Origin of the sequence: Paenibacillus sp. GXUN7292, assembly GCF_050864975.1 — a bacterium.
GTDB lineage: Bacteria > Bacillota > Bacilli > Paenibacillales > Paenibacillaceae > Pristimantibacillus.
Genome location: NZ_JBOZWO010000004.1, coordinates 103,399 through 129,293 on the forward strand (window position 1 = coordinate 103,399; position 25,895 = coordinate 129,293).

General features: G+C 44.7%; 19 protein-coding genes and 1 pseudogene. All 20 read right to left on the reverse strand.

Features of this window, described 5'->3' with window-relative positions; translation table 11 throughout:
- Positions 1 to 232: 232 nt before the first annotated feature.
- Positions 233 to 1,756 (reverse strand): CehA/McbA family metallohydrolase, encoded by a 1,524-nt coding sequence (locus ACRRU2_RS05785; RefSeq protein WP_432500367.1) that lies wholly within the window; start codon positions 1,754 to 1,756, stop codon positions 233 to 235.
- A 12-nt stretch (positions 1,757 to 1,768) separates the two neighbouring features.
- Entirely contained in the window at positions 1,769 to 2,653 is an 885-nt protein-coding gene (locus tag ACRRU2_RS05790) for a carbohydrate ABC transporter permease (RefSeq protein ID WP_331698387.1), read from the reverse strand.
- A gap of 32 nt (positions 2,654 to 2,685) precedes the next feature.
- Positions 2,686 to 3,570, reverse strand: a complete 885-nt coding sequence (locus tag ACRRU2_RS05795) for an ABC transporter permease (protein WP_432500368.1) — start codon at positions 3,568 to 3,570, stop codon at positions 2,686 to 2,688.
- 78 nt (positions 3,571 to 3,648) lie between these two features.
- A complete protein-coding gene (locus tag ACRRU2_RS05800; protein WP_432500369.1) occupies positions 3,649 to 5,316 on the reverse strand; it encodes an extracellular solute-binding protein in 1,668 nt (555 codons plus the stop codon).
- A 154-nt stretch (positions 5,317 to 5,470) separates the two neighbouring features.
- A complete protein-coding gene (locus tag ACRRU2_RS05805; protein ID WP_331698390.1) occupies positions 5,471 to 6,832 on the reverse strand; it encodes a response regulator transcription factor in 1,362 nt (453 codons plus the stop codon).
- A complete protein-coding gene (locus tag ACRRU2_RS05810) occupies positions 6,825 to 8,561 on the reverse strand; it encodes a sensor histidine kinase (protein WP_432500370.1) in 1,737 nt (578 codons plus the stop codon). The genes ACRRU2_RS05805 and ACRRU2_RS05810 overlap by 8 nt, the downstream gene beginning before the upstream one ends.
- 559 nt (positions 8,562 to 9,120) lie before the next feature.
- Positions 9,121 to 10,875, reverse strand: coding sequence for a M56 family metallopeptidase (locus tag ACRRU2_RS05815; protein ID WP_432500371.1), 1,755 nt, complete (start codon positions 10,873 to 10,875; stop codon positions 9,121 to 9,123).
- Positions 10,872 to 11,231 carry a BlaI/MecI/CopY family transcriptional regulator gene (locus ACRRU2_RS05820; RefSeq protein WP_432500372.1) on the reverse strand — a complete coding sequence of 120 codons (360 nt, stop codon included), beginning with the start codon at positions 11,229 to 11,231 and terminating at the stop codon, positions 10,872 to 10,874. Before ACRRU2_RS05820 ends, ACRRU2_RS05815 begins: the two co-directional genes overlap by 4 nt.
- 255 nt (positions 11,232 to 11,486) lie before the next feature.
- Entirely contained in the window at positions 11,487 to 11,954 is a 468-nt protein-coding gene (locus tag ACRRU2_RS05825; RefSeq protein ID WP_432500373.1) for an SRPBCC family protein, read from the reverse strand.
- 97 nt (positions 11,955 to 12,051) lie between these two features.
- Positions 12,052 to 12,615 carry a DUF1697 domain-containing protein gene (locus ACRRU2_RS05830; protein WP_432500375.1) on the reverse strand — a complete coding sequence of 188 codons (564 nt, stop codon included), beginning with the start codon at positions 12,613 to 12,615 and terminating at the stop codon, positions 12,052 to 12,054.
- A 192-nt stretch (positions 12,616 to 12,807) separates the two neighbouring features.
- Positions 12,808 to 13,488 (reverse strand): queuosine precursor transporter, encoded by a 681-nt coding sequence (locus ACRRU2_RS05835; protein WP_331698396.1) that lies wholly within the window; start codon positions 13,486 to 13,488, stop codon positions 12,808 to 12,810.
- A 311-nt stretch (positions 13,489 to 13,799) separates the two neighbouring features.
- The gene (locus ACRRU2_RS05840; protein WP_432500376.1) at positions 13,800 to 14,753 is read right to left on the reverse strand and encodes a carbon-nitrogen hydrolase family protein; all 954 of its coding nucleotides are present in this window, start codon (positions 14,751 to 14,753) and stop codon (positions 13,800 to 13,802) included.
- Between the two features lie 50 nt (positions 14,754 to 14,803).
- Positions 14,804 to 15,173 (reverse strand): annotated as a pseudogene (locus ACRRU2_RS05845) (NAD(P)-dependent oxidoreductase).
- Positions 15,174 to 15,310: 137 nt separating this feature from the next.
- On the reverse strand, positions 15,311 to 17,329 hold the full coding sequence (locus ACRRU2_RS05850) for a YhgE/Pip family protein (protein ID WP_432500378.1): 2,019 nt from the start codon (positions 17,327 to 17,329) through the stop codon (positions 15,311 to 15,313).
- Between the two features lie 133 nt (positions 17,330 to 17,462).
- Positions 17,463 to 18,038: a TetR/AcrR family transcriptional regulator gene (locus tag ACRRU2_RS05855; RefSeq protein WP_432500379.1), complete on the reverse strand. Its 576-nt coding sequence runs from the start codon at positions 18,036 to 18,038 to the stop codon at positions 17,463 to 17,465.
- Positions 18,039 to 18,977: 939 nt separating this feature from the next.
- Positions 18,978 to 20,597, reverse strand: coding sequence for a response regulator transcription factor (locus ACRRU2_RS05860; protein ID WP_432500381.1), 1,620 nt, complete (start codon positions 20,595 to 20,597; stop codon positions 18,978 to 18,980).
- A gap of 9 nt (positions 20,598 to 20,606) precedes the next feature.
- Entirely contained in the window at positions 20,607 to 22,415 is a 1,809-nt protein-coding gene (locus ACRRU2_RS05865; protein WP_432500383.1) for a cache domain-containing sensor histidine kinase, read from the reverse strand.
- 33 nt (positions 22,416 to 22,448) lie between these two features.
- A complete protein-coding gene (locus ACRRU2_RS05870) occupies positions 22,449 to 23,276 on the reverse strand; it encodes a carbohydrate ABC transporter permease (RefSeq protein WP_432500384.1) in 828 nt (275 codons plus the stop codon).
- Positions 23,276 to 24,160, reverse strand: coding sequence for a carbohydrate ABC transporter permease (locus ACRRU2_RS05875; RefSeq protein WP_432500385.1), 885 nt, complete (start codon positions 24,158 to 24,160; stop codon positions 23,276 to 23,278). Before ACRRU2_RS05875 ends, ACRRU2_RS05870 begins: the two co-directional genes overlap by 1 nt.
- 168 nt (positions 24,161 to 24,328) lie before the next feature.
- A complete protein-coding gene (locus ACRRU2_RS05880; RefSeq protein ID WP_432500386.1) occupies positions 24,329 to 25,720 on the reverse strand; it encodes an ABC transporter substrate-binding protein in 1,392 nt (463 codons plus the stop codon).
- Between the last annotated feature and the right edge of the window lie 175 nt (positions 25,721 to 25,895).

Genomic DNA, 25,895 nt, shown 5'->3' on the forward strand with positions numbered 1-25,895 from the left:
AGGCACGGCAGCCTTGAACAAAGCCTACCTCGCGAATCTGCTCTAACGGTTGTCAGCGAGGCTATTTCGATTATTTTAGCTCGTCTGAACATCTAACGGTTGCTATGAGCGTTATTGCACCATATTTCGAAGAAATCAGCGATTTTTTGGGGAATAGGCTCAATGGCAACCGTTAGAAAATTTAATCCGTGATTTTAGCTCGATTAGCGTTTGTGGCAACCGTTAGAAGTCATCAATGTTCCATATTACGCAAATAAATAGGATTGCTCATAGCAGCCAGCAGCGTTAGTTTAACCTCATCAAAATAACGCCAAACTTCTATACGATAAAACTTTCTATTCTTTAGCTCCCAACTATAATGCAGTTCACCGCTTACAACAACTTCGACAACTTCCTCTACGCCAACGTCAGATATAATTTTAATTTGATCGCCCGCCATCACATTACTTAGCGTTAGGTTGGAAACTACCGCACTGGGATTACGACAAGTATCGTTAACTGGCACATCTAGTTGTGAAGCTAGTTGTTTTTCAGACTGCTCATTTACTTGCTCTCGAGTTTGTTCATTTAATTGTTCAGTTAGTTGTTCTTTAGATTGTTCATTTACTTTCTCTTGAGCTTGCTCCTTTACTTGCCCTTTAGCCGGCTCTTTACGTTGTTCCCCCTCCTCCCCCTCAATGCAATCTCCTATCATAAAACTTCCAATCGTATGCTCAATGATCGGCCCGTCTGGCGAATAGCTCAAAAAAACATGCCCCTGCCCAATTCCTTGCAGGATGCCATGAACGGTGCGGGACTCGCTGTACACCCATGTCGTAGGCATGGCATGCTTAATGTAAATATGCGGTCGATGCACATCGCTTCCTCCTACTGCAACAAGCCGCCTCCCGCTTGCCAGCTGCTCCTGCCACCAGTCGAGCGCCCGTTGATTGCGATCTGTCCATGGCCCGTTCCATACTTCTACCCAATCATAGTCATGCTCAAAGCCCCACTCCCACGGACAAAACTCGCAATGCGGATGGTTAAGCACAACTTTAGCATCTTGCTCCTTAGCCGCTTGAATATGCTCTGCCATATCCTCAGACTGCCTTACGCGAAAATCTTTCACCGGATCGGCCACGCCAAGAAAGTTAATATGTCCGCGATTAGTTGTCAGCTCTATACCAGGAATGAATACAAGTCTGCTCTCTTTGGGGTGCGCAAAGTTTTGGCTGACGGTATTGTGATCGGTCGTCGCAATAAAATCACAGCCTAGCTGCTCCATTATCTCTCCAGCTTCCTGAAGCGTATAGGTGCCATCGCTATGCTGAGTGTGGCTGTGCAAATCGCCTTTCAGCCATCTCTTGACCATATGCTCACAGCGAATATGCACCTTCACCTCACAGCCAGCGCTCGGAATGCGATAGGCGCCAAGAAGGATATGCCATATCCCCTTGTTAAGCGGTCCTGGCAAATAACCAGGAGTTGCCTTTTCAAGACCAACATAAAATTCCTTCCTGGCGCCGCCGCTCCAGCCGCGCACACGCTCAGGACTGCAAATGCCAAGATCAATCGTAACCGCTCCTTCCCCAAGCGGTGTATATTCCATACTGACATGAATCATTTCTGTTTGCTCCGGCACCTCAAAAGGCAGCTCTATATAGTAGGCCCGCTGCTCTTCTTGCTTAATTACTCTATTGATCTCTATCCTACTCCAATTACTGTTGGAGCTTTCATTATAACGTTTGGTTGCCTCCATGCCTTCGTGCCCGCTCATTGCGCTTCCTCCTTACTCCTTCACAGATCCAAGCATAATCCCGTGGATAAAATAACGCTGCAAAAATGGATATACCAGCAAAATCGGAAGCATCGACACCATTATTTTCGCTGCATTTAATGTTTTATCAGACATTTTGGCAAGCAGCTCGGCGTTAGAGGAATCGATCAGCTCTGGCGAAAGTTGAACGACCAGCTGCTGAATATACGTTTGCAGCGGATAATTTTCGACACTGCGCATAAAAATCATGCCGTCAAAGAAGGAATTCCAATGGTTGACGACACTGAACAGTGTGACCGTCGCCATTGCAGGCAGCGATAGCGGCAAAAACACCTTGAACAGCATATACCACGGTCCTGCCCCGTCGATCAGTCCTGCCTCGCTTAATTCCTTTGGTAAATTTCTAAAAAAATTCATGAGCAAAATAACATTGAACACCGGCACAGCGCCAGGCAGCACAAGCGCCCAAAGCGTATTAAACATGCCGAGCGATTTGACAACCAAATACAATGGGATAATCCCGCCCGTAAACAGCATATTGAATAAAATAAACCACATATAGTAATGTCTCATCTTAAATTCCTTCCCGCTTCGCGAGAGCGGATAAGCAATTAGTACCGTCAATATAAAGTTAATCGAACCGCCGAGCAGCACTCTTTTGAGCGATACTAGAAAGGCATTAAGGAAATGCGGATCATCAATAATTTTACGATAGGACTCAATATTGAACCCAACCGGCCAAAAGGTGACGAAGCCTCCCGCCGCTGCCGACATATCACTGAAGGAAACGGCTATCGTATGAATGACAGGCGCAAGCGAACTAAACGATATAGCAGCCATCATTGCGATCAAAATCCAGTTCCAGGCGCGCGCGGAAATTGTTTTATCTTGTACCAATTACAGAACACCTCCCGTCAGTCATGCACAATTTAAAAAATGCGATAATTAGCAAATTGATAAGCCAGCCGATACGATACAATAATGAGCACAAATCCAATGACGGACTTAAGCAGCCCAACAGCAGTGGCGAAACCGTACTGTGCTTGAACGAGCCCCACCCGGTAAACATACGTATCGATTACGTCACCCGAAGGATATACAAGCGGATTATACAAATTAAAAATTTGATCAAAGCCTGCGTTCAAAATATTGCCGATGCTAAGTGTTGCCAGCAAAATAATTGTTGGCAACAAGCTTGGCATCGTAATGTAACGGATTTTTTGGAAGCGGCTTGCGCCATCTATTTCAGCAGCCTCATACAGGGTTGGATCTATGCCGGCAAGCGCTGCCAAATAAATAATAGCTCCGAAGCCGAAATCCTTCCAAGTGTCTGAGCCGATAATAATCCAAGGAAACCAGTCATTGCTCGCGAGAAACATAATTTTCTTTCCGCCCATTGCTTCAATGGCGCCGTTTATGATGCCGTCCATAGACAGCATTTCAATCAGCACGCCTGCGAGAATAACCCAGGATATAAAGTGCGGCAAATAAACGATCGTCTGCACCCATCTTTTGAAAATAGCATTTCTTAACTCATTAAGCAGCACAGCGAAAATAACGGGCACGACCAGCCCCGCAACGATTTTACCCGTAGCGATGAATACTGTATTAAAAAAGATGACTCTGCTGTCTTTGATTTGAAACAGATAGGTGAAGTTTTCAAGCCCAATCCAAGGTGAGTTTTTTATTCCCTGTCCTATATTAAAATCTTGAAAGGCGATCATAACGCCAAAGAGCGGTATCGTGGAAAAGATGATCAGTAGAACGATACCTGGAAACAGCATCATATGATAATGCTTCTGAAAGCTTTTCATCGTATCCTCCCCGCCTCGCTGTAGAAGTAGAAAAGCATCACCAGATCTGCTCGTGATGATGCTTTTCTGATATCACTCTTATTTCATTTCGTCATTGATTTCCTTCGTAATTTCGTCGCCGCCCTGAGATTTCCAATCTGCAACAAACTTATCGAAATCATCCAGCGGCTTATTGCCCATAACGATTGCAAAGAACATTTCATCCTCTAATTTTTTCAGATTTGCCCATTTGCGGTCCATCGTCTTGGTCGTAATCGTAAATTCATTAAACAGCGAGTTCATCGGCAGCTTTAGCATTTCCGCAGGCTCTGTATAGCCCCAGAACTTGCCCCAGCCTGCCAGGTCGGCTCTAGGCGCTGCTTCATCTGCTTTGGCAAAATCATAAAGAATTTTCATCTCTGGCGCCAAAGTACCCGCATCAACGCGTCCGGCAAGTGCATCTGCCAATATATTTGACTTTCTTTCTACAGCATCCGCATAGTCGAATGTCCCGTTGCCAATTGGCCAAAACTCTGTGCTGATCGTCGTATCCAGCTTCGTTGCATCCGGATCAGCTTTTCGTTCTGCCCGAATATAATTGTTAGCGTATACGACTGCCGCCTCAGGATGCTTGAAGCCCTTCTTCACTACGATAAATTTCTGGCTGACCGGCACCTGTAAATTGTTAATTTGTCCTTTTTCATCCTCCAGCATATACACTTTAAATACAGCATTCGGATCATTGGCATACGTGTCGCGAACGACGCCGCCCGACCACCATGGGCCAAAGAACATGCCTGCTTTGCCGGAAATAACCGTCTGATCCGTATCCTTGCGCAGCGCGAATTCCTTATCAATTAAGCCGGTCTCATACATTTCGCGGATTTTGCCAAGCGCTTGCTTCGTTTCCGGCTGAATTGAGCCATACACGATATTGCCGCCGGCATCCTTAATCCAGTTGCCAGGATAAGCGCGGAAAGTAGCATACAGCCCTTTCAAATTATGACGGCCCGCTTTTTGCAGAACATCCAGTCCGTCCGCAGTAAGCCCGATTGTATTGTCACCGCCCATTTTGTTATCCACAAATGCCTTCGCTATTTTCTCTACATCAGCGAGTGTTTTAGGCCCTTCAAGCTGCAGTTTGTCTAGCCAGTCCTGGCGTACAAACAGCATGCTTACGGAGTCTGCCTGCACAGATATGTTCGGAATGGCAAGCAGCTTGCCGTCAATCGTTGCTTTTTCAATCGCCTTATTGTTAGTGGAAGCGTACAGCTCCTTTGTAAGCGGAGCCTGGTACTTCTCAAATACTTCTGTCAAGTCCTCTAATTGGCCGGCGCGGGCGAGCGTGCGGAACGTTTGCTCGTCTACGATCATTACATCGGGGATATCGCCGCTGCCAATCGACAGCTTGGATTTTTGCTCAAAATCATTGCCTGAGGCGTACCATAATATTTTGACGGAAATATTGGACTTTTCTTTTAAATACCTCGAGTATTGATTGTCCTCTACTGTATCGCCTGACGGCAGCTTAGCATCCGCCCCGACATGCTTGAACGTTGTGAACTCAACAGGCTCAGGCAGACGGTAAGGATCGATCTGCACCTCGGCATCAGGCTTTTTGGTCTCTGCTGCTTGCGTGGAAGCAGGGGCCGGGCTTTTTTCACCGCTACTCGTACTGGTTGGTGTCTTTTCACCAGAACAAGCTGCCAACAATAAAAATAAAACGAGCATTACACAAATGAATCCGAGCATTTTAGATTTTATCAACTTAAACCCTCCTCACTTGTAATCGCTTTCAAATGTATTATATAAAACAAAAATGCCCGCAGGTGCTATTATACGTCCTGAGTTGCGGCTCAAAACGTCTCATTACTGCCTGCAGGCGAACCTTTTAAAAGATCATATTGCACTTTATTGAAGATTATTTGTGACTTTTCTGCCCAGCTTTCCGGTAATCTCTTGGCAACAGCCCTGTAGTCTGCCGGAATACTTTTCCAAAATACCGTTCATTTGGATAGCCGGATTGCGAAGCGATCCAGCTTATGGAACGATTGGTCTGGCTAAGCAAGGTTTTGGCATGCTCAACTCTTATATCTCTTACAAAATCCTGAAAAGTCGTGCCGACAATATCACGAAAGCAGCGGCTGAAGTAGCTGCGGCTCATACAAACCCTTCTGGCAATGTCGGGAAGCTGAATGTCATGCTTGAGTTCCTGCTTCACATAGTCGACAGCCTTCATAATACTGGCTACTACCTCCTCCGAATAAGGCAGCCCGCCGCCTTCCTGCTGCATGCGCTGTCGCATCATCTCAAGCCAGTCCACCCATTCCTGCCATATTTGCGGCTTGCGCTGCTCATCAAAACCGATAATCGACCGGTCGAAGTATTTGCTCCATTCCTCCATCGCAATATACAGCATTTGCTCCAACTGGCCTAATGGCAGCCGAATAGCTGCGGTTTGCTCCAGCAATCGTTCAAACAATTCCTTATCCGTTATCCAGGAAAGCTGCGACCAGGAAACGCCTAACTGTGTAACGTCCTCCTTGCTCACTTGCTGTACGTCCTGCAAACAGTCGACAGGCAGCTCATAGTAGTGCTTGCCCGCTTGAAACTCATAAAACATTAATCGCTCTCCGTCCATGCGCAGCCTTCCCAGCAGCTGTTCCTTCTGCAGCCCTTTTACGCCTTGCCACATCACGTACACTTGATCCAGAGCATGTTTATCTTTTTGCCCCGTCGCTCCCTGCCATGCCTCTTTTTGCAATTCATTCACATCTTTACCCTCAATGATCGTCCATACTAGCTCTTTCTCCTGAGGCAGCAGCCTGGATACCGTACATATCGCATCTTGCTCCATCACAGAGTCCATATGAGCCTGAGATTGGGTATGGACAGGCAATTGCTGGTCATCGATGCGGCTCACAATCCGCTGCAAAATAGACTCCATCTGATCGCCTTCAAGCTCCAGCTTTGTAATATAATCCAATGCCCCAAGTCGAAGCGCATCCCGGATCAGCTCAAATTCATGATGAAAGGTCAACACAACCATATGAATACGCGGATACCGTACTTTAACCTGCTTCATCAGCTCCAGTCCCGTCATAACAGGCATCGCCAAATCGGTTATAAGCAAATCTACCGTATGCTTTTCAAGCAGCTCCAAAGCTTCCAGCCCATTGCTTGCCTCGCAGGTCACGGCCATGCCGAATCGCTCCCAAGGCATAATTCGAATAAACCCCTGTCTTACCAAATAATCATCATCAACGACCATCACGTTACGCACCTTGCTCTTCCCCCTTTACAACGATCGGCAAACATAAAGTAATAATCGTTCCCTTGCCCAAGCTGCTTTGTATATCCATACTGGCTGTACCGGGAAAATTCAGCTCAAGCATGCGTCTTACATATTGCCAGCCGATTCCCATGCCCGTTCTGCTCGCGATACCGTCCTCTCCTGCCAGCATGCGCTCAACCTCATCTTCCGTCATGCCATAGCCATTATCGCGTACGGCAATTGTAATATGCGTGGCGTTTTCCTCTCGAACGATAACTTCAATAACCCCCTGATCTCCGCCCTTATTTTTCAACCCATGAGAAATAGAGTTCTCAACAAGCGGCTGTAAAATAAATCTTGGGACTGGCAGCTTCAGCAGGTCAGGATCTGCTTGTATCTGCACATCAAACTGGAAGTTATAGCGTACCCCCTGCAGCATGACATAATTTTTGAGCGCTGCTATTTCCTCCTCGATCGGTGCCATTTGCCCTTTTCCAAGATTATAATGAAGCAATCTATTCAATGTAGAAACGAGCTTGTCTGTCTCATGCTGCCCGTTGACTCTCGCCTGCCAGCGAATTGTATCTAGCGTATTATGTATAAAATGAGGGTTGATTTTATACAAAAGATTTTCGATTTCCAGCAGCCTGCGGCTCTCTGCATTGTGATCAATATCTGTAATCAGCTCATCGATACGCAGCCGCATCGTTGAAAACTCATGATGAATTTCTGCAAATTCCAAAGCAACATTTTCCTTCAGGCTCGGGAGCTCTGACATTCGGCCGTTTTTTAACCGCCGTATATTTTTTTGCAAATGCAGAAGCGGCGAATAAATCATCCGCCAAATAATAAACGCAAGCAAACAGCCGACAATAAGTGACAATGCTGCAAAAAATACAAACTGGCTGATCCAGCGATTAATTTCGCGCTCATAGGTTGATTTGGATATCGCCGCTACAATCCTCCACGATTGATTGCTCAGCTCTTCAAAAACATAATAATCCTTTTGCATACTCGCTTCCTGGTAAGACATATCGATCAGGCTGCCTGCTGGGAAATCTTCCTCATTCTCGCTATAGGCGATGCGACCGTTCGTATCCACAAAAAAATAAAACGTATCCTTGACCATATCGTCTGTATTCAATATGCGATCCGTCAATTTAAAATCAGTTTCCATATACAAATAAACATCATCACGATTGGGAAATTCCACCTTGCGCACAACAGAAAGCACCTTGTAGCCATCCAGCGGATTAAGGGACAGATGCGGCCCGTAATAAGTAAATTTCAATTGCTCCGCCAGCAGCGGCAGCTCAAAAATATTAAAATCTTCTCGGACATGTGAGTTTTGAAATATCGTTTCATTCGTTTCGGCGATATAATAAAAAATTAAGCCAAGGGAAGGATTTGTGAAGTGGATTAAGCTAATCTCGCTCTCGATTTCTTCGTATAGCTGTTTCTTCTCAAACAAGTTGCTAGTCGTAAGATAGGCATTGATTTTATTGCCTATGCGGCCTTCAAACACAAGCTGCTGAGATGCATGGTTCAATTGACTGAGCGTATTTTCAAAGGAAAGACGGACATTATGAAGATTGCTCGTAATACCTTTCTCGGATCTGTTTTTCAAAATAGCATACATGGAGGAATAGGTAATGGAACCGATAAAAACTAGCGGAAACAAGGAGCAAAGCAGGAGAAGCACGATAAGTCTATTTTTCAACGTTTTAGGAAAAAGCATCTGGCGACCTACTTTCCTTAATAGAAGTCGAAGAATAATGCGAAAAGGCGCTGAATAGAATTATTTGCATAATACACCAAGGAATACAATCTTTCAACAATAATAACTAGATACTAGGTTAAACGGCTCTACCGTCCTTCGCTTTAACGAAGGCGAGTTTACCGATGAGATATAGGACAAGTATAAGGTGAAAACTTGCAGTTGTTTCAATATTTTAGAAAGCACCGATTCGTATGGCAAAACACACCCTTTCATCAACTGCCATAATTGCCCAACGGTTGCCAGAGAGGCTATTTCGATTATTTTAGCTTATTTGAGAATGTAATGGTTGTCACGAGCGCTATTATACCCTTTCTCAAGCAAAATCAGTGCTTTTTGGGAAATTAAGCGAAATTGCAACCGTTAGAAAATTTAAACCATCAAATTTGCACGAATAGCGTTTGTGGCAACCCTTAGAAGTTCATCAATTGCGAAAGTTGAGTTAAAATTATTAGAATTTAATAAAAAAATATCCTCTGCCCAGGGAGCAAAAGGATATTTTTTACTGTTATTGCTTCTACTATTTTTCTTCAAAGCTATTGATTTTCCACTGGCCGTTCTCGCGCACAACCGTCAATTCTACTTCTATTTTGCCCGCTTCGCCTGTGCTCGCCATCCCTATTATATTCCCTTTTACAAGGCAAGAGTCTTCGCCCTCTATAGCAATAGAATCGATATCAATTCTTTCCGGCCAAGGACTGGATAGCTCCCTGCCTGGGACAAGCTCCATATTTTGCTTCCACTTCGCCATCTGCTCAGCTGTGACATAAGGCGCATAAAATTGATCCATCAACGCTTCGGTCTGTTCTGCAGGCACGGTTGCAATTCTGACTTGCTTTAAGCTTTGGCCAAAGCCTTCAACAACCGCCGTTACTTGATCCTGAACAACCCTTTCATCCGCTTTTTTAGCAAAATCCTCGAAATCCTTTCTTTTCTCAGTTTCTGCGAAAAGCGGCTGCTCTGCTCTCGCTTGCGCCCACTCCCTTGTGTAGAACAAGCTGCTCTCTTCCGGTTCATCTTTGATTTGAAACACAATCTCCCCTGCATTGCCAATCAAACCGAACATCAGCAGCGCATTTCGATGAAATTCAGGCGCAGCGAGCGCTAGCTGCTGAGCAGGAGTTAACCCGTTAGCAGCGGCTGCAGCTTCTTCGTTTATTGCAATATATACGGTCAAGCCGAATGGCTCTTTTTCGGTTTGAAGCTGAATATGGTCATATTTAAAAGGCGCTGGATATGGCAGTCCGCCGCTAATGCTGCTGACCTTGCCTGCATCGCCGATATACGGCGTCCGATTCTTCCAGGCCTGTTCATACTGTCCTGCCGGCTCCATTGCTCGCAAAGGATTCGATAACAGACTGACGGCAAAAATAATAAGTAGCGCGGCAGCCAGACTGCCCAGCCAAATAACAGGTTTTTTATAGCTCATAATATTTCTGATCCTTCCTTTTACATCGCTTTCGCCAAAAGAGATCGGGCTTGGAAAACCGCTTTGCTTGGCTGCCATAGACAGCAAGGCGTAAGAATATGCGGCGCGTGCATCTCCCTTGGACTTTTTCATTACACTCTCGTCACAAGACATCTCCATATCCTTGATCATCCAATTATAGGATAGCCAGGCTAGTGGATTAAACCAATGAATAATAGTGATTAAAAAAGCAATCGGTTTCGTCAAGTAATCGAACCTGCGAATATGGGTCTGCTCATGCTGCACAATGTATGACAGCTGTTCTCCTGATAATCCAAGCGGTAAATAAATTTTCGGCTTAATCAGACCCAGCACGAAAGGCGCACTAATCCGATCCGACTCAAACACATTGCCCTGCACCTTTGTCGCTGTCGAAAGCTTCCTATACAGTCTTACATACGAAATGAAAGCATACGTCGCCAAAACAGCTATTCCAGTCAGCCATACGAAAGCTGCCGCATACAAAATAATATCGATTGGGTCTATAGAATTGGCTGGTTGCGCAGCAGGCAGTGAGGATTCGATCACCTTGTTCACGGATTGATCGATTACGGCGATGCCAGAATCGATACTTGGTGCAGTTGAATATTGATAAGGAATCGTATTGGTGTTGATCGGCATCATACTGACATTACTTTCGAACGACAGTGGAATAATTAAACGAATGAACACAATAGCCCACAGCGCATAAGCAAACACAGTCGGCAGTTTCAGCTTCTTTAATACAAAGCCGGCAATCATGACAAGTATAGCGGTATAGCTTGCCACAATACTCAAATTCAGCACCGCAATGAACAGTTCTGTCATTTGATTGCACCCTCGATCATTTTCTTAATTTCCTCCGCCTCTGCCTTAGAGAGCTTCTTATCCTTCAAAAATGCAGCAATAAAAGTAGGCAAGGAATTGTCAAAAGCTTTTTCCAGCAAAGCCTCGCTTTCGTACTTCTGGATCTGCTCGCGCTTTACGAGTGATGTGACAGTCGCTTGCTCATTTTGCAAAAGGCCTCTCTCGACAAGCTTGCGGATCATATTATAAGTCGTTGATTTCTTCCAGCCCAGCTCCTGCAAGCAAAGCTTGGACAGCTCAGTTGAATTGAGCGGCTCATGCTCCCACACTAAACTAATAAACTTATACTCCGCATCGAATAATTTGTGCTCCTCCATATTTCCCCCCCCAATCTCAATCAAGGATAAACGGCTCCGCCGTCCTTCGCTTGAACGAAGGAGGCGCGTTTACCGATGAAGTATAGGAACAGGTATAAGGTGAAAACTTATACTTTCCTATACTTCAAAAAAGGTTTATTACAACAAACCATCTATAGATAGTTTGTCACAACAAACCTCTTGCGTCAAGCACATTTTTTCAAAAAGAAAACCGCCCACTTTAAAGTCGGCGGTGTCATGGCGTAAAGTTCATTATTAATAATTTACGTTTGCGTCAGGAGCTTTGTCCGCTACGAGATTCAATATGATATTATGTTCCAGCAGCGCCTTCAGTCCGCAGAGCACAATCATGTATCCGCCCATATCATCAACAGCTCGATTTACGATTTCGTTTCCATTTCCTGTATATCCTGAGCTAGTAATCGCAACTAAGGTTTCGTTTTCAGCTCTAGAGGTAAATATCCACTCGGTCTCTGTGCTATCCGACCATTGGATTCGAATTCGCTTATTATTCTCGATTTCTTTTACAAATATATCATCGGAAACACCGTACATTTCCCAGTCCCATCTTACTCGGCTTCCCGCTTCTAATCTTCCGCTGCTTTTTGTAAACCAAAATTTTGTAGTCATAGACGGGTCGGTAAAAGCCTCAAAAACCTGTTCAACAGACTTTCTAATCATCATTTGTGCAGTAACAACTGGTATATGATTCAAGGTTGCCATTACGGTTGCCCCTTTCGTTATTCTAAAGATTGTTCTACTATAGCATTTCCTTCCGTTTGCTGTCTAAACCAGCAAGCAAACGTAAGGCTCGGAACGATTAACCACTTGTCATTTCATCAGCCATTGCAACCAGCTTATTCATTGTTTTCCAATTGCGCGTCGTAGCAGTTGTTCCCAGCTTATCCATTTGTATCGAAAGCTTGGAATTGCGAACGCTTTGGTCAAACAACAAATACACATCCCTGCCCCCAATAACGAATTGCTCGCCTGGTGCCTCCACAAGCTTAAGCTTGTCCACTTTTTCTTGCACAGGCATGCCAAGCAGCATCGTCACATACAAGCTTTGAAACTCTGAAGCACCATCGGCTTGGACAATTTGTTCATCCGCAAACGGGCAATCTGCAACAATTTTTTTTAATTCATCTGCATTTCTAATGACAACCTTTATCGACAGCTTGAACGCCTCTGCGATCATCGCTTCAAGACGATCTCTCAGCTCATTCTCGCTTTCATTAGAGGTAAGAACGATATTGCCGCTTTGGATATACGTTTGGGCATTGGCATACCCCAGCTTCACCAGCTCTTGCTTTAAATCGGCCATCTTAATTTTATTGTTTCCTCCAACATTAATGCCCCGCAAAAGAGCTATGTAAGTCGTCATTTAGCGATCACTCCCAAAATGGAATTATTTTCATCATACCTAAAGATGAGTGAGCTCGCAATAAGTCAAGGAATCTAACCTTCTGCCACATAATAAAAGCTATCCGGCCAGTTTGAGGGAAACTGATCAGATAGCTCAATAGCCAGAAGTTTGAGTTTGATTGTTGCATACAGCTTATTTACTTGTGCATTGCTACTCGTCCTTGAATTTAAAACTGCGAGCGATATAAATAATAGGCGTTGATGCTACAGAAATAACAAATTTAATTAAGAAAGTCGTTATAAATATTTGCCACCATATATCGAAGCTGTAATCCCATGCAAAAGCTATTGTGCAAAAGACGAGGGAATCTACCAATTGACTTACGCTCGTGCTTCCATTGTTGCGTATCCAAAGCTGGTGCGGCTTTGGAAACATCCGTTTGAGCATGGAGAACAGTCGAACATCGAGAAACTGGCTTGTAAAATAAGCAGCTAAGCTTGCTATCATCAGCTTTGGCAGCATGCCGAAAATCACTTCCAAATGCTCTTGGGCAAAATCTTCCGCCTGCGGCTGAAACACAAGCGCCATCTGCATCACAATCGTTGTCATAATTAAGGTGAAAAAGCCGAACCAAACCGCCTTGCGCGCCTCTTTTTCCCCATACTTCTCATTCAGTAAATCCGTCGTTAAATAAATTGTGCCGTACATCGTGTTACCAAGCGTCATTACTAAGGTGAACATTTCAATCGTCTTTGTCACTTGAATATTCGCCAGCACAGTGGCAATTCCTACCCAAGCATACAAGCCATTGCGCCCAAACATGCGATAGCAAATAAGAAACAGCGCAAAATTGACGAGGACAAAAAACACACCCCATCCAAAATTAAACATTTATACCTTTCCTCCTAGTTTTGGTTACGCGGGAGTTTTCGAACCGCGCTTGGCGATGCCAAGTCATATTAAGACTTCATGTATAACGGGCCGGTTTATCCGAGTCGATCTGGCAGTTCGATGCCCAAGTAATAGAATAACTGTGCACAGGCCCAAAAAGCAAGCCTTGTTTCCAATAAACCGCCTCCAAGTAATCCCAAACTGGCTGAGCTTAATATTGTTTATTATCATTCCTTTTCACTTCTTTGCCATTCAAACTGTTGTAAATATGAAAAAAAGAGGGCTTCCTGTAAGCCCTCCCCGGTTTCTAGCTACTTTAGTTTATTGCTTAACGTTTCAAGATGATTGGCTTCTGAAAGCCGCAAGTAATCATCAATCCGTATAAAATCAAATTCCTTCATTAAATCCTGAACAGTGAACTCATTGCTTTCACTGGATATCAGCACTGCGCCTAAATTGCCTGGATCAACAACCTTTACCTTGCGGCCGTACTTTTCTCGCATCTGATGCAATTTATCATAATGGTTATCAAGATGTATAACGGCACAATCCAAATTGACAGCTTGCGTTACGTAATCATAATAATTAGTCGATGCAGCAAGCTGTTCGCCAAGCGGTGATAAAACGGTACTGAGAGGCTCGAATGCAATGGCGCCTACAAAGTGCGCACGGCAAGAATAAGCCCAGTATACCTGCATCAAGCCGCCATGGTACATAGAACTGAATACGATCAAATCCGGACGCAGCATCTCGTATTTGCGGCGCAGCGCATCATAGTTAAGATCGAAGCAAATGGCAAAGCCGACTGTGCCAAAATCACATTGCAGTACTACAGCATCTGTTCCCGCGACTATCCCATCAGATTCGGTTTCACTTGGGACAACTGGGTAATTTTTATCGTAATAGCCTACTGTCCGGCCATTTCTATCAATTAATGCTGCAGAATTGCGATAAGTGCCGTCATCAAGCTCTCTGCAATGAGGATACACGATATAACACTCATTATTTCTGGCAAGCTCAGATAGAGCATTCAGCACGCGATTGCCTCTCGCTTTATAAAATGCCTTTTTTTGCTCGCTTGTAAATCGGTCTGGCTTATCGCATAATTCAGGCAAAACAATAAGATCCGGCTGGTCTGGCAGCACCTGCTGTATTTTTGAGGATAAGTGCTCAATCACGATAGGAACAGCCTCTTCCATCGACAGCTCTGGTGCAACTATCGCACTGTAAGGGCCTATCGTACTAATCGTTACATATCTGGACATGTGTTCCCTCCTGCCATGCATATATTATTAACTCAGCATGTTGTTGCGAATCAGGCAATCGATGATAAGTGCTCACGCTTCACTTCCCCGTGCAGCGGTTTGTTTTCCATAAAGCTGGCCAGTTCGTGCATCAAATATCTTCCAATACGGTAGAGGCCATTATTTACAGCTCCTGCTATATGCGAAGTCAAGATGACATTTGGCAAGCTGCGAAAAGGATGGTCCAACGCCGGCGGCTCAGGTTCAGTCACATCCAAGCACGCTGCCTTTCTCAAGCTCCTTAACGAGAGCTTCCTCATCAATGACTGCACCTCTGGATGTATTAATAATAATACAATTATCCTTCATCAGTGAAAAGGCTTGTTCATTTAACTCTCTGAGCTTATTCAAAGCATCCTCCTTACTTTTGGATACGGTCATTGAACGGCTCGAACAAAAGCTGACAAATCAGGAATAAGCTTTAGAATACGCACAAAAAGAAGATCGCCTCCCGCCTTAATAAACAGGCAGTGGAGGCGATCTTCTTTTTTTGTATCAGAGCTTACATATACAAGCCGTTAAACTGCGGCAATTTCATTGCTTTCGCCACGTTCGTTGCGATGGCTGATAATAAAGTACGTCAGCGTCAGCGCTGCGAACACAACCGCGTAAATGCCAAGCATTCCTGCATCGCCCCACATGCGGGTAATATCACCGCTGGAGATCACGTCCTTGAGGCCGGCTACGGAATACGTCATCGGCAGCCAAGGCGTTACATACTGCAGCCAGCCAGGGATCAGCTCAAGCGGGAATGTGCCGGCGGAGCTGGTAAGCTGGAGAATCAGCAGCACGATCGCTACGAAACGTCCAGGGTTGCCCATCGATGCGACAAAGAACTGGATCAGCATCATGAATGTGATGCTTGTTACAATTGAGAACAGAATGAACATGCCCATGTTCTGTACTTCCAGGTTCAAGAGGAAGATCAGCGCGGCATCCGCAATCAGCGCCTGAATCGCACCGACCAGCATCAGCATCAGCGCCTTGCTCCAGAACCAGCTCCAGCCGTTGGCCGGCTTGATAGCCGGTTCGCGTACTGAATAAACAATCGTGATCAGCAAAGCCCCGACATACAAGCCCAGAGACAAGAAGTAAGGCGCAAAGCCCGTACCGTAGTTTGGAACCTCTGTGACACGGTCTACGTCAAGCTGGATGGGTTCGGCGAACATGCCGACCATATCGTCCGTCAGCGACAATTCCGAAGTTTGCGTAGTAGCGTCGCTCAATTTTGAGGACAGCTCATGCGTGCCATCTTCCAGTTCAACCAAGCCGGATGTCATTTGAGTTGCGCCTTCTTCAAGCTGCTTCGCTCCAGAAGTCATGGATCCGACGGATTCGGCAAGCTTGCCCAGGCCTGCGGACATTTCGGCAGTGCCTTCTTGCAGTTTCCCAAGTCCGCCGCTCAATGTGGTTGCTCCAGTCTTGGCTTCACCAAGTTTGGTCTGCAGGGTGCCCGCTCCGGTAGTCAATTGCTTTAAGCCGGCTTCCAGATTGTTTGCGCCCGCCAGCAGCTCTTGCTGGCCCGCCGCCGATTTCTCCAAACCGCCCGACAGCCCTTTGCTTGCAACAAGCAGTGCCTGGAAGTTCGGGTCGCTGGCCAATGCTTCGTTGTTAGCGGCCATTCCTTCAAGTCCTGCCGCCAGGTTTGCTGCGCCCTGCTTCAATTCATCAGTGCCGTTAGAGGAAGCCGTCAAGCCGTCCGCCAATTTCGATGCGCCGTCCTGCGCGTTTGCAGCGCCGCCAACAAGCTGTCCGCTGGCATCCGTCAACTGCCCAAGGCCGCCTTCCAGCGCCGCAGCCCCGTCCTTCAAATCGGAGGCTCCGCTTTGAAGCTGCTTGCCCGCTTCATTCAGCTTGGCTGCCCCCTCCTGCATCGATACTGTACCGCTAGTCAGCTTACCGAGATTCGCCTTCAACAACTCTGCGCCGTCTTTCGCTTTTGTTGTGCCATCGGCGATTTTGCCTGCGCCGTCGCTGGCTTGGACAATGCCGTCCGCCGCCGATTCCAGCTTCTCGAATACGGTCCGAGTGTAAACTTCCGTTACTTCCTTGTTCAGCATCGCTTTCATTTGCTCTACAGCCGTGTTGCCGATTTGGGCGGCCAGGAAGTTATAGCTTTCATTCGGAAGAAATAAAAGCTTTGCCGCCTCCGGCTTGTCTGATGTCAGCGACGTTGTTTTTTCTGAAAAATCCTCCGGAATTTCAATCGCCATATAATATTTATTGTCTTTCATGCCTTGAACCGCTTCTTCCTTGCTTACAAAGGACCATTGAAACTTCGGATTTTCCTTTAATTTTTCCTCGAAGTCGTCTCCGATATGCATGACTTTGCCTTGAAACTCAGTGCCCTGATCCGAATTTATAACCGCAACTGGCAGCTCTTCCATTTTTGCATATGGATCCCAGAACGCTCCCAAAAACATCGCGGTATACATAACCGGCACGGTCAAAACAGCGATAACCGGAATTAGCACCTTTTTATTGCGTGCAATTGCCGACAATTCTTTGCCAAATTGCCGCAAGCCTTTCATTTTCATAGTTATCCACTCCTTAATATTGTTTGTTTCTTCATCAGCTTGCTTATTCAGTCCGCTCCTCAAAAACGACAATAAAACCGATTGACCAGAACGGACAACTGGTCATTTTAAGCCGTAAAAAAAGGCATCCCGCTTACGCTGGCGCCAATCCCTGTTCCAGATAAAACCTCAGTTTTTCCGCAACCTGGTCTTTTTCCAAAGGCTTATGAATCTTTTGCCACTCGACGGTGAGCGCCATGTACAGCTTTAACATAACAAAAGCCGTCAATTCCGGTTCGCATGGCTTGATTTCGCCTTTATCCACCGAGATTTTCACCAGATTCGCAATATAGCCAACTACGGCCCGCTCCAACTGCTGCAAACCTTCAACCGCCATCGGAGTTCCGATTTCCCGCACTTCCTGGGATAGCTTGAGCGCCAGCTCATGCTCCTCGCGGAAATCAAGCAGCAGTTCCAAGGCCGCGTTCAGATTATCGAAAAACGTTCTGTCCGGATCGATTACTTTCTCCGCCAGCCGCTTCACATCACCGATCATCCGATTCATAATTTCCTGGAACAGCTCTTCCTTGTTCGTAAAAAACGTATATATCGTGCCCTTGCCGACATTCGCGATCTTGGCTACTCCATCCATGGTTGTCGCCTTGTAACCGAACAACGAAAAAGACTTTGCCGCCGCCTCAACGATAAGCTGCCGCCGATCAATGGCCATTTCTAACGCCTCCTTCTTGTGAAAAGTTTGACTTTTTGACCAATTGACCAATATAAGAAAACGGTCAATTCGTTAATGGAAAAATAATATCATGCTGAAATGAAAAGTTCAACCCTATTTTGCTAAATTTTTTTTTGACAGTGAAAAATATCATTGCTGCCTATCTGACTAACTCTAAAAAGTCTCTACTTTACACTCTTGCTGCAAAACTCAGGTTGTCGAAAAACTTGTTTGGAAACTTTAACGAATGCTGGTAGCGCTATTATGCCGAAAAAGCTTGTTTAATATTTGTAACGAATCGTAGTAGGCTTATTAGCTGTATAACACTGCCAAATAAGCATTTTGTTCACTAATAGCGTCTCTACGATGCGTTAGATTTTCGAAAAGGGCTTTTTCTGCGAAATAGCGCCTTCAGAGAGACTGTCGATTCATTGTGGATAGTTGCAACAAGCAATAGAAAGGGGTATCACTGCAATCAAGATTGGGTTTCCGACCGCTGTTGTAGTCTAATTTTTATGAATAAATAAACCCCTGTAAAGGAAAAAATTAGCCTAGAAAGGCGGACGCTGCCGCTTCTCCATTCCCATTCTTGCTCTCCGTTTCCCCTTTCTCATTGCTTATCAATAGTTGCCCACAAGTAATCGACAGTCTCTCAGAATTCGTTACAAAATCGACATGGTCACACGTTCCGTTATTTGCTTTAAAACCGCCATTTACTTCATTTCGCGGTCACACGTTCCGCTATTCGGCACCAAAAGGGACTTTTCCTCGATTTGTTGGTCAATAGCGGAACGTGTGTCACTTTGCAACCTCAAAACTGCCATTTCGGGTGTAATAACGGAACCACTGACCGGCTAGAGGCGGTTGGGGCATGGAACAAACGAAACGGTTGCCAAAGGCAACCGCTGCACTGTTTATCCAACTATAATGTTTATCCAACTACAATTTAATATCAGCCTCAGCATGCTTGATCCGGTATTCTGATGGCGTCATGCCCGTATATTTCTGGAACACTTTCGTAAAATATCTGCGCTCGATATATCCCACCTGTGTGCCGATTTGCGTAATCGTTTTGTCGCTGTTCATTAACAGCGATTTGGCGATTTCCATACGCTGCCTAGTCAAATATTCAACAAAGGTTTCTCCGAAATGCTGCTTGAACAAAAAGCAAAAATAGCTGCAGCTGATGCCCAAGTGCTGAGCGATATCGTCAATGCCGAAATCTTTGTCCAGCTGCTGCTGGATATAGTTTTCAGCGGAAAACATCAGTACCTCCGAGCTTTTTTTCGTCGACAGCGAGCTGCGCGCCTGTGAAATAAGCGAAAGGACAAGCGCCTGCAGCTCCTTTACATTCATGCTCTCCTGCAGCTGGTTCCATATTTGCTCTTCCTGCTCCTGCCCCAGCATTTGCTGCTCCCGCATTTCACGAAGCAAATAGATAAGCAAATAATGAAGCAGCTTCTCTGTTCTTGCAACACTCAGCAGGCATAGCTGCGGCAGCCGCTCCTTCATACTGTTGATCACTTGGCCGAGCAGCTCAGCGCTGCCGTTGCGCAAGCCCTTGCTAAGCTCCTCAATCCATTGCCACTTTACATCGACATCAGCATGAACCGTTCGCGCCAGATCAATAGCAGCCTGATCGGCAATGACGATTGCTTCGTCTGAATTATGATAAGTCAGCTGCTGCTGCATTTGTTTGTATACAACCGCCAGTTCCGCCACCGAGCAAGGAATTTGCTTGACGCACATCCGAAAATGCACATGCTCATTCGCACGTTCTTCATCCTGCAGCTGGAACAGCATACGATTCAGCTGTTTGGACTCCATGACGCTTTCATTCGTCGTATTTGGAATGATAATGCACCATTCTCCTTCGCGAATTTGCAGCACAGCTGCCTCTTTTGCCTGCCGCTCTTCAAGCATCGTTTTAAGCTTTTTTCTAATTTTTTTATTCCAATCCTTGCGATCAGCAACAGTCCACTGGACCGAGGCATAGGCGTATTCATTAACATCTACCAAATACATAAAATAGCTGAGCTCATCCACCCATTCTTCATCCTCGCTCCAAAGCGGATGCTCTTCCTTGTAGCTTTGACCCAGCAATGATTGCAATAAGTAATTTTTATTGGCCAAGTAAGCAATGCGGTCAAATTTCTGCTCCTTCGATTGCAGCAGCTGCTTCTCACGAATATTTTTCGCAACTTCCTTAACGGATTGCTCAAGCTCCTCGTAATTAATCGGCTTGCAGATATACTCCTGCACACCATAATGAATAGCAGCCTGCGCATATTCAAACTGCTGATAGCCGGTAAGCAGCAATACCTCGCTTTCCATGCCAAGCTGACGAATTTCTTTCAGCAAAGCCATGCCATCCATGACCGGCATGCGAATATCGGTCAATATCAAGTCAGGCCGATGCTTCTTAGCTGCAGCCAGCGCTTCAACGCCATTGCGGGCCAGGCTAACAATTTCAATATCCATATCATTCCAAGGCAGCACCTTAGATAAATTGTTCAAAATATGAATTTCATCATCAACAAGCATCGCCTTTATTTTCATGCCGTCACCTCAATCCTTGTACGGAATCATACATTGGACAATCGTCCCTTTACCTGGCTCTGAGCAAATAAACAACGCTCCATTGCTGCCATATTGATAGCGCAAACGATGAACGACACTGCGCAGCCCCAAGCCGCGCTGCTCCTGATTGTCATTTTGCTGCTCAATGATATGCTCGGAATAGTCTGCCTCGGTCTGCTGAATACGCAGCAGCTGCTCAGTCGTAAGGCCAATCCCATTATCCTCTACCGTAAGCACCATATGATCGTTGCTCATGCGGCCCGACACTTTAATTTTTCCTATATAGCTTATCCCTTCAAAGCCATGCTGTATGCTATTTTCAACAAGCGGCTGCAGCGTTAGCTTCAATAAAATACCATTCATCATTTCTTCAGGAATATCGATTTCATATTCAAATAAATCCTCAAATCGGAATTTCTGAATTTCCAAATAGCTGCGCAAATGCTCTACTTCCAGCTTCAATCTAATTTCTTCACTGCCTTGAATGCTGATTCGCAAAATTCTTGCAAGCAGCAGCACCATTTTGCTCACTTTTTTACCTTCATTTTGCACGGCCAAAACGTTAATGGATTCCAATGTATTGAATAAAAAATGCGGCTTAATTTGAGCTTGCAGCACTCTTAGCTCTGCACTTGATTTATTGCGCTGCTCGTGTTTGACTTCCTCGAAAAGTTCATTGATTTTGTTCATCTGATTATTAAAGCCCTGCTGCAGCAATAGGAGCTCATCATCACCTTTTTCCTCCACACGAACAGAGAAGTCGCCATCCTCAACCTTGCGCATAAACCTTACAATAATGCCGATCGTTCCCGTAATCCGATTCATAAAGAGCAAGCTAAACATCATTGCAGTTATTAAACATAAGCCAATAATAAGCACAAACCATTTGCCAAAGGTTAACAGCTCTTTAGACAGATAGCTCCATGATGTAACAGAAACAAGACTCCAGGAATAATCCTCAATCCGGTGAATCGAAATAATACTTTCTTCCCCGTTGAATTTTCCTTTAAAGCTAGTGGACGCATCAGCCGGCCTCAAATTGTTGGACATAAACTTTTGAAGCCTTTCACCATCCAGCTCCGATTTGTAATCGTATACAATAAGCCCGTCATCATTTACAAGCAAAAACCGCGTATCTCTTGAGCTGCTTCCAAGCTCCAAGCTGTGGAAGATGCTTTCAAACTCCCAGTCTTTAATTTGAACGACAAGAACACCGACCTTATCAAGCTTGGTTAGCTCTTTAATTAATCGGATTTGAGTAAATACCCGGTTCTTGCCGGTCAATTCAGGGTATTCATACGGAGCTATCCACTTGGGCAATCCATTTCTGGCCATAACCTCGCCATATAACTCATGCTCCTTGAACCGCTCATATGGCATCGCTATAAAATCCTCTTTATTAAATATAGATATAATCCGAGACCGCTCAACATCCTGCAAATTATACAAGAAAGCATATTCGATTGCAGGATGATTGTACAACAACGAACGGAAATGCTTCTGTGTCGCATTCAAAACAAGCTGCGTAGAGCCTGATAAATTTTGCGAATTAGGGTCCTTGGCTTTAAGCGCTTCCTGAAAAACGCCCGTAGCAATCCCGTTATCCGTAACATTATCAATTTCCTTGAACACATTTTTTATGCTATAGCTGATCGCCTTCAGAGAGTATTGCGCCTCCTGGCTATGCTTTTCTTCGATCGATTTGAAGGTTACGGAAAAAGTAATCACTCCAAGAATGATTAACGGCATAATAACAAGCCCTATAAAAGCCAGAAACAGCTTATTTCGCAAATTCATAGTAATGGCAGCTCCTAATAAGCAACTTTCTGCCTAGCCCTTCACACTGCCTGCTGTTACGCCTTCAATAATTTTTTCTTGCAAAATTCCGTATATGATCATAACAGGCAGTATGCTGAATACGATTCCGGCAGACATTTGCGCATAGTTAGTATTATAAGCATCTCTAAAGCCGACCATGCCTACTGGCAATGTTCTCAGCTCTTCGCTGGACAAGAAATAATTCGCAAGCAGGAACTCATTCCAGTTGCCTAAGAAATTGACGATAAAGACCGTTACAATCGCTGGGACAGTAAGAGGGAGTATCATTTTGAAAAATAGCCCCGTCGGTCCTAAGCCGTCCATTACTGCAGCTTCTTCAATCTCTCCAGGCAAAGAACGCATAAAAGCAGCCAATATAATAACCGAAAACGGGATGGCATTGGCAACATACGGAAGAATAAGCGACATATGCGTATCAAGAATGTCCAGTCTTCTCATTATGCCATAAATCGGAAGCAACAAGGAATTATTTGGGATGAGCATGCCAATTAAAATTAATTGGAATACAATCAAGCTGATTTTGTTAAACCGCAATCGAGTAACGGCAAAGGCTAACATGGCAGCAAATAATATAGATAGACAGGCAGCAAGCACGCCAATATATAAGCTGTTCAAAAAATAAGTGCTGATTTTCGCATTTACCCATGCATTCACATAGTTGTCCAGCTGAAAGGAGCTAGGCAAGCCAAACGGATTTGCTGCAATCGCTTGATTATCCGTTTTTACTGAAGAAAATAGCACGAACAGAAATGGATACAAAATGATTAGCAAATAGCCCATTAGAAAAACATGCGGTATCGACTTTTTTAGCGATCTCATCAGTATTCAATCCTTTCGTTGCTTCTTGCAAACAATAGCTGATAGACAAGTGTAATGATCATAGTGAATACAAATATTAATACGGCAATCGTATTGCCGAAGCCATGCTTGAAGCTGGTAATTGCGTAACGGATCATATAGGTCGCCATAACATCAGTTGATCCGGCTGGACCGCCTTTCGTCATAACAAGCACGATATCCGCCGCTTTCATCGCACCTGCAATGGAAAGCATTATAACTACAGAAACGATTGGCTTAATAAGCGGCAGCGTAATACGCATCGCTCTTTGTACGCCTGTTGCCCCATCAATGGCAGCTGCTTCGTCAAGCTCCTTCGGGATGGAGATGATCGCCGCCAGCACCATAATAATGTAGAATCCTGTCCACTGCCAAGCATTCGTGATCAGAATGGAGATCATCGCCCATTTTTTCTCGGACAGCCAATAGATCGCATCGATGCCGAACAAGCCCAGCACTTTGTTGAGCAAGCCATAGTCAGGGTTATAAATAAATTGCCACAGAATCCCAATAACAGCTGTGGACATAATTGACGGCATAAAAACCGCTGTTTTGTAAAGCCCTTTAAGCTTTCTCACATTTGCAATCAGCAAAGAAAAAATTACAATTAACGGTACCTGAATCAAACAAGAAAAAAGAATAAAATAAACATTATTTAAAACTGCTTTACCAAAAGCAGGGTCCTTCAATGCAAATTTGTAATTATCCATGCCAATATAATTCATATTCTGTGAAATGCCATTCCAGCTTGTAAAGCTGTTGTTAATTGCCGTAAATATCGGATAAATAAAAAAGGCAAGAAATAATATAAAAGCCGGCAGCACGAATATTAAATAAGTGAGCGGTTTTTTTAGCGCTTTATCCATAGTGACCTCCATTGTTATGCCTTGGTTGCAGGCTCTATCTGCTATGTTACCTGCTCTTTATATATAGAAAGGGCGCTCCTACACCTTATAGCGAAAGAGGCACCCTTTCTTGGAAGGCTGCAATCTATTCATAAATGATTGCAGCCTCATCATTGGATTACTGTTGAATTACTGTTCCATTGCGTTTGCTGCATCTTGCGCTGCTTGAACGCTTTCCAGCATTTTCGCCGGATCAAGGCCTTCGCCGATTACCTGTTGAATACCAATGCTCAGCGCTGTATTTACATCAGCTTGCACTAGCGCATCAAAAGCCGGATATGAAGTTCCGATTTCACTTACCGCTCTGAAAATATCCTGCATTAGCGGATCGTCAGATGTTGTTTTCATTTGCTCCAAATCCATTTTCATTGCTGGCAGCAAACCGTCTTCCTTCAAACCGCGCAGCTGCATTTCGTCTGTCCACATATTTTTGATGAACTCTTTAACAGCCGCATGCTTACGGGGGTACTTCGCAACCGCACTGGAGAAGCCGTAACCGTTGTTAGCATCCTGCATCACTATAATTGGATCACCTGCATTTACAGGAGGCATATTGAAATACCCGATTTTCCCTACCAGGTCACCTGCTTGAGCAGGATCTCTAAATACGGAGTTAGCCCATGAACCGTCCATCATCATAATCGCTTCGCCAGTAATAACCTGGTTTCTCATGTCTGCATAGTCAAAACCAAGCTCACCTTTTTTGAAATAGCCTTTGTTTACCCAATCTTGATGCTTCGCAACAGCGCTGACCATTTTTTCGTCCGTCCACTTTGTAGCACCCGTTTTGAAACCGTACGTAATATCTACACCTGCATAGTAGGACCATAGATTGTTAGTCGTCATCAAAGGTATCCAAGCATCTTTGGAGGATTGCGCAAATGGAATTTTACCATCCGCTTTAATAGCAGCTGCGAGTTCCTCCAGTTCGGCAATCGTCGCAGGAATCTTCAGGTTTTTCTGTTCAAAATACTCTTTATTGTAAAAATATCCTTCGATTGAACCGCCAATTGGCAATCCGTATATGCCGCCTTCGTACGTGAATGGCGCCAAAATATTAAATTTCTCTTTAATGCCAAGTTCATTTAGAATATCCGTAAGATCAAGCATTAAGCCTTCTTTGGCATAAAGCGCTGCGTCCGGGCTGCCGAATACGTCAAAAATTTCTGGCGGCTTGCCCGCAGCCATCTCGCCTCTAAGCTTTTCTTTACGATTCACTTCGGAATCAACAGGGTCAAGCTTGATTTTTAGTCCAGGTACTGCTGCTTCTGTTTTCTTCACTACTTCTTCCAATAGTGCCAAACGGAATTTTTTTGATTCGCCGACTTGAGTATGTCTGATTGTAATTTCGAAAGGATCATTATTAGGTGTCGGTTCCTGTGATGGCTGAGAAGTGGTTTGAGCTGGCTTTTCAGATTCTTTCCCAGATGCCGGAGGATTGTTGGTTGTCTTGCCGCAGCCTGCTGCAAAAACGGATACGGCCGTGAGTACAGATAAAAATAATGTTAATCTTTTTTTCATCTTTGTTTCCCCTTTCAAAATTTTTATTAACGTTTACATCTTTATTATAAAAGCGCATTCATTTCCTGTAAGGAGCACAAATTTCTAGAAAGGGGATAATATTGTCTAGCTGTAAAAATAAAATATCCCTCTGACAAGCCTTATCCAGTCATAAGCCTGTATAGCATAGTATAAT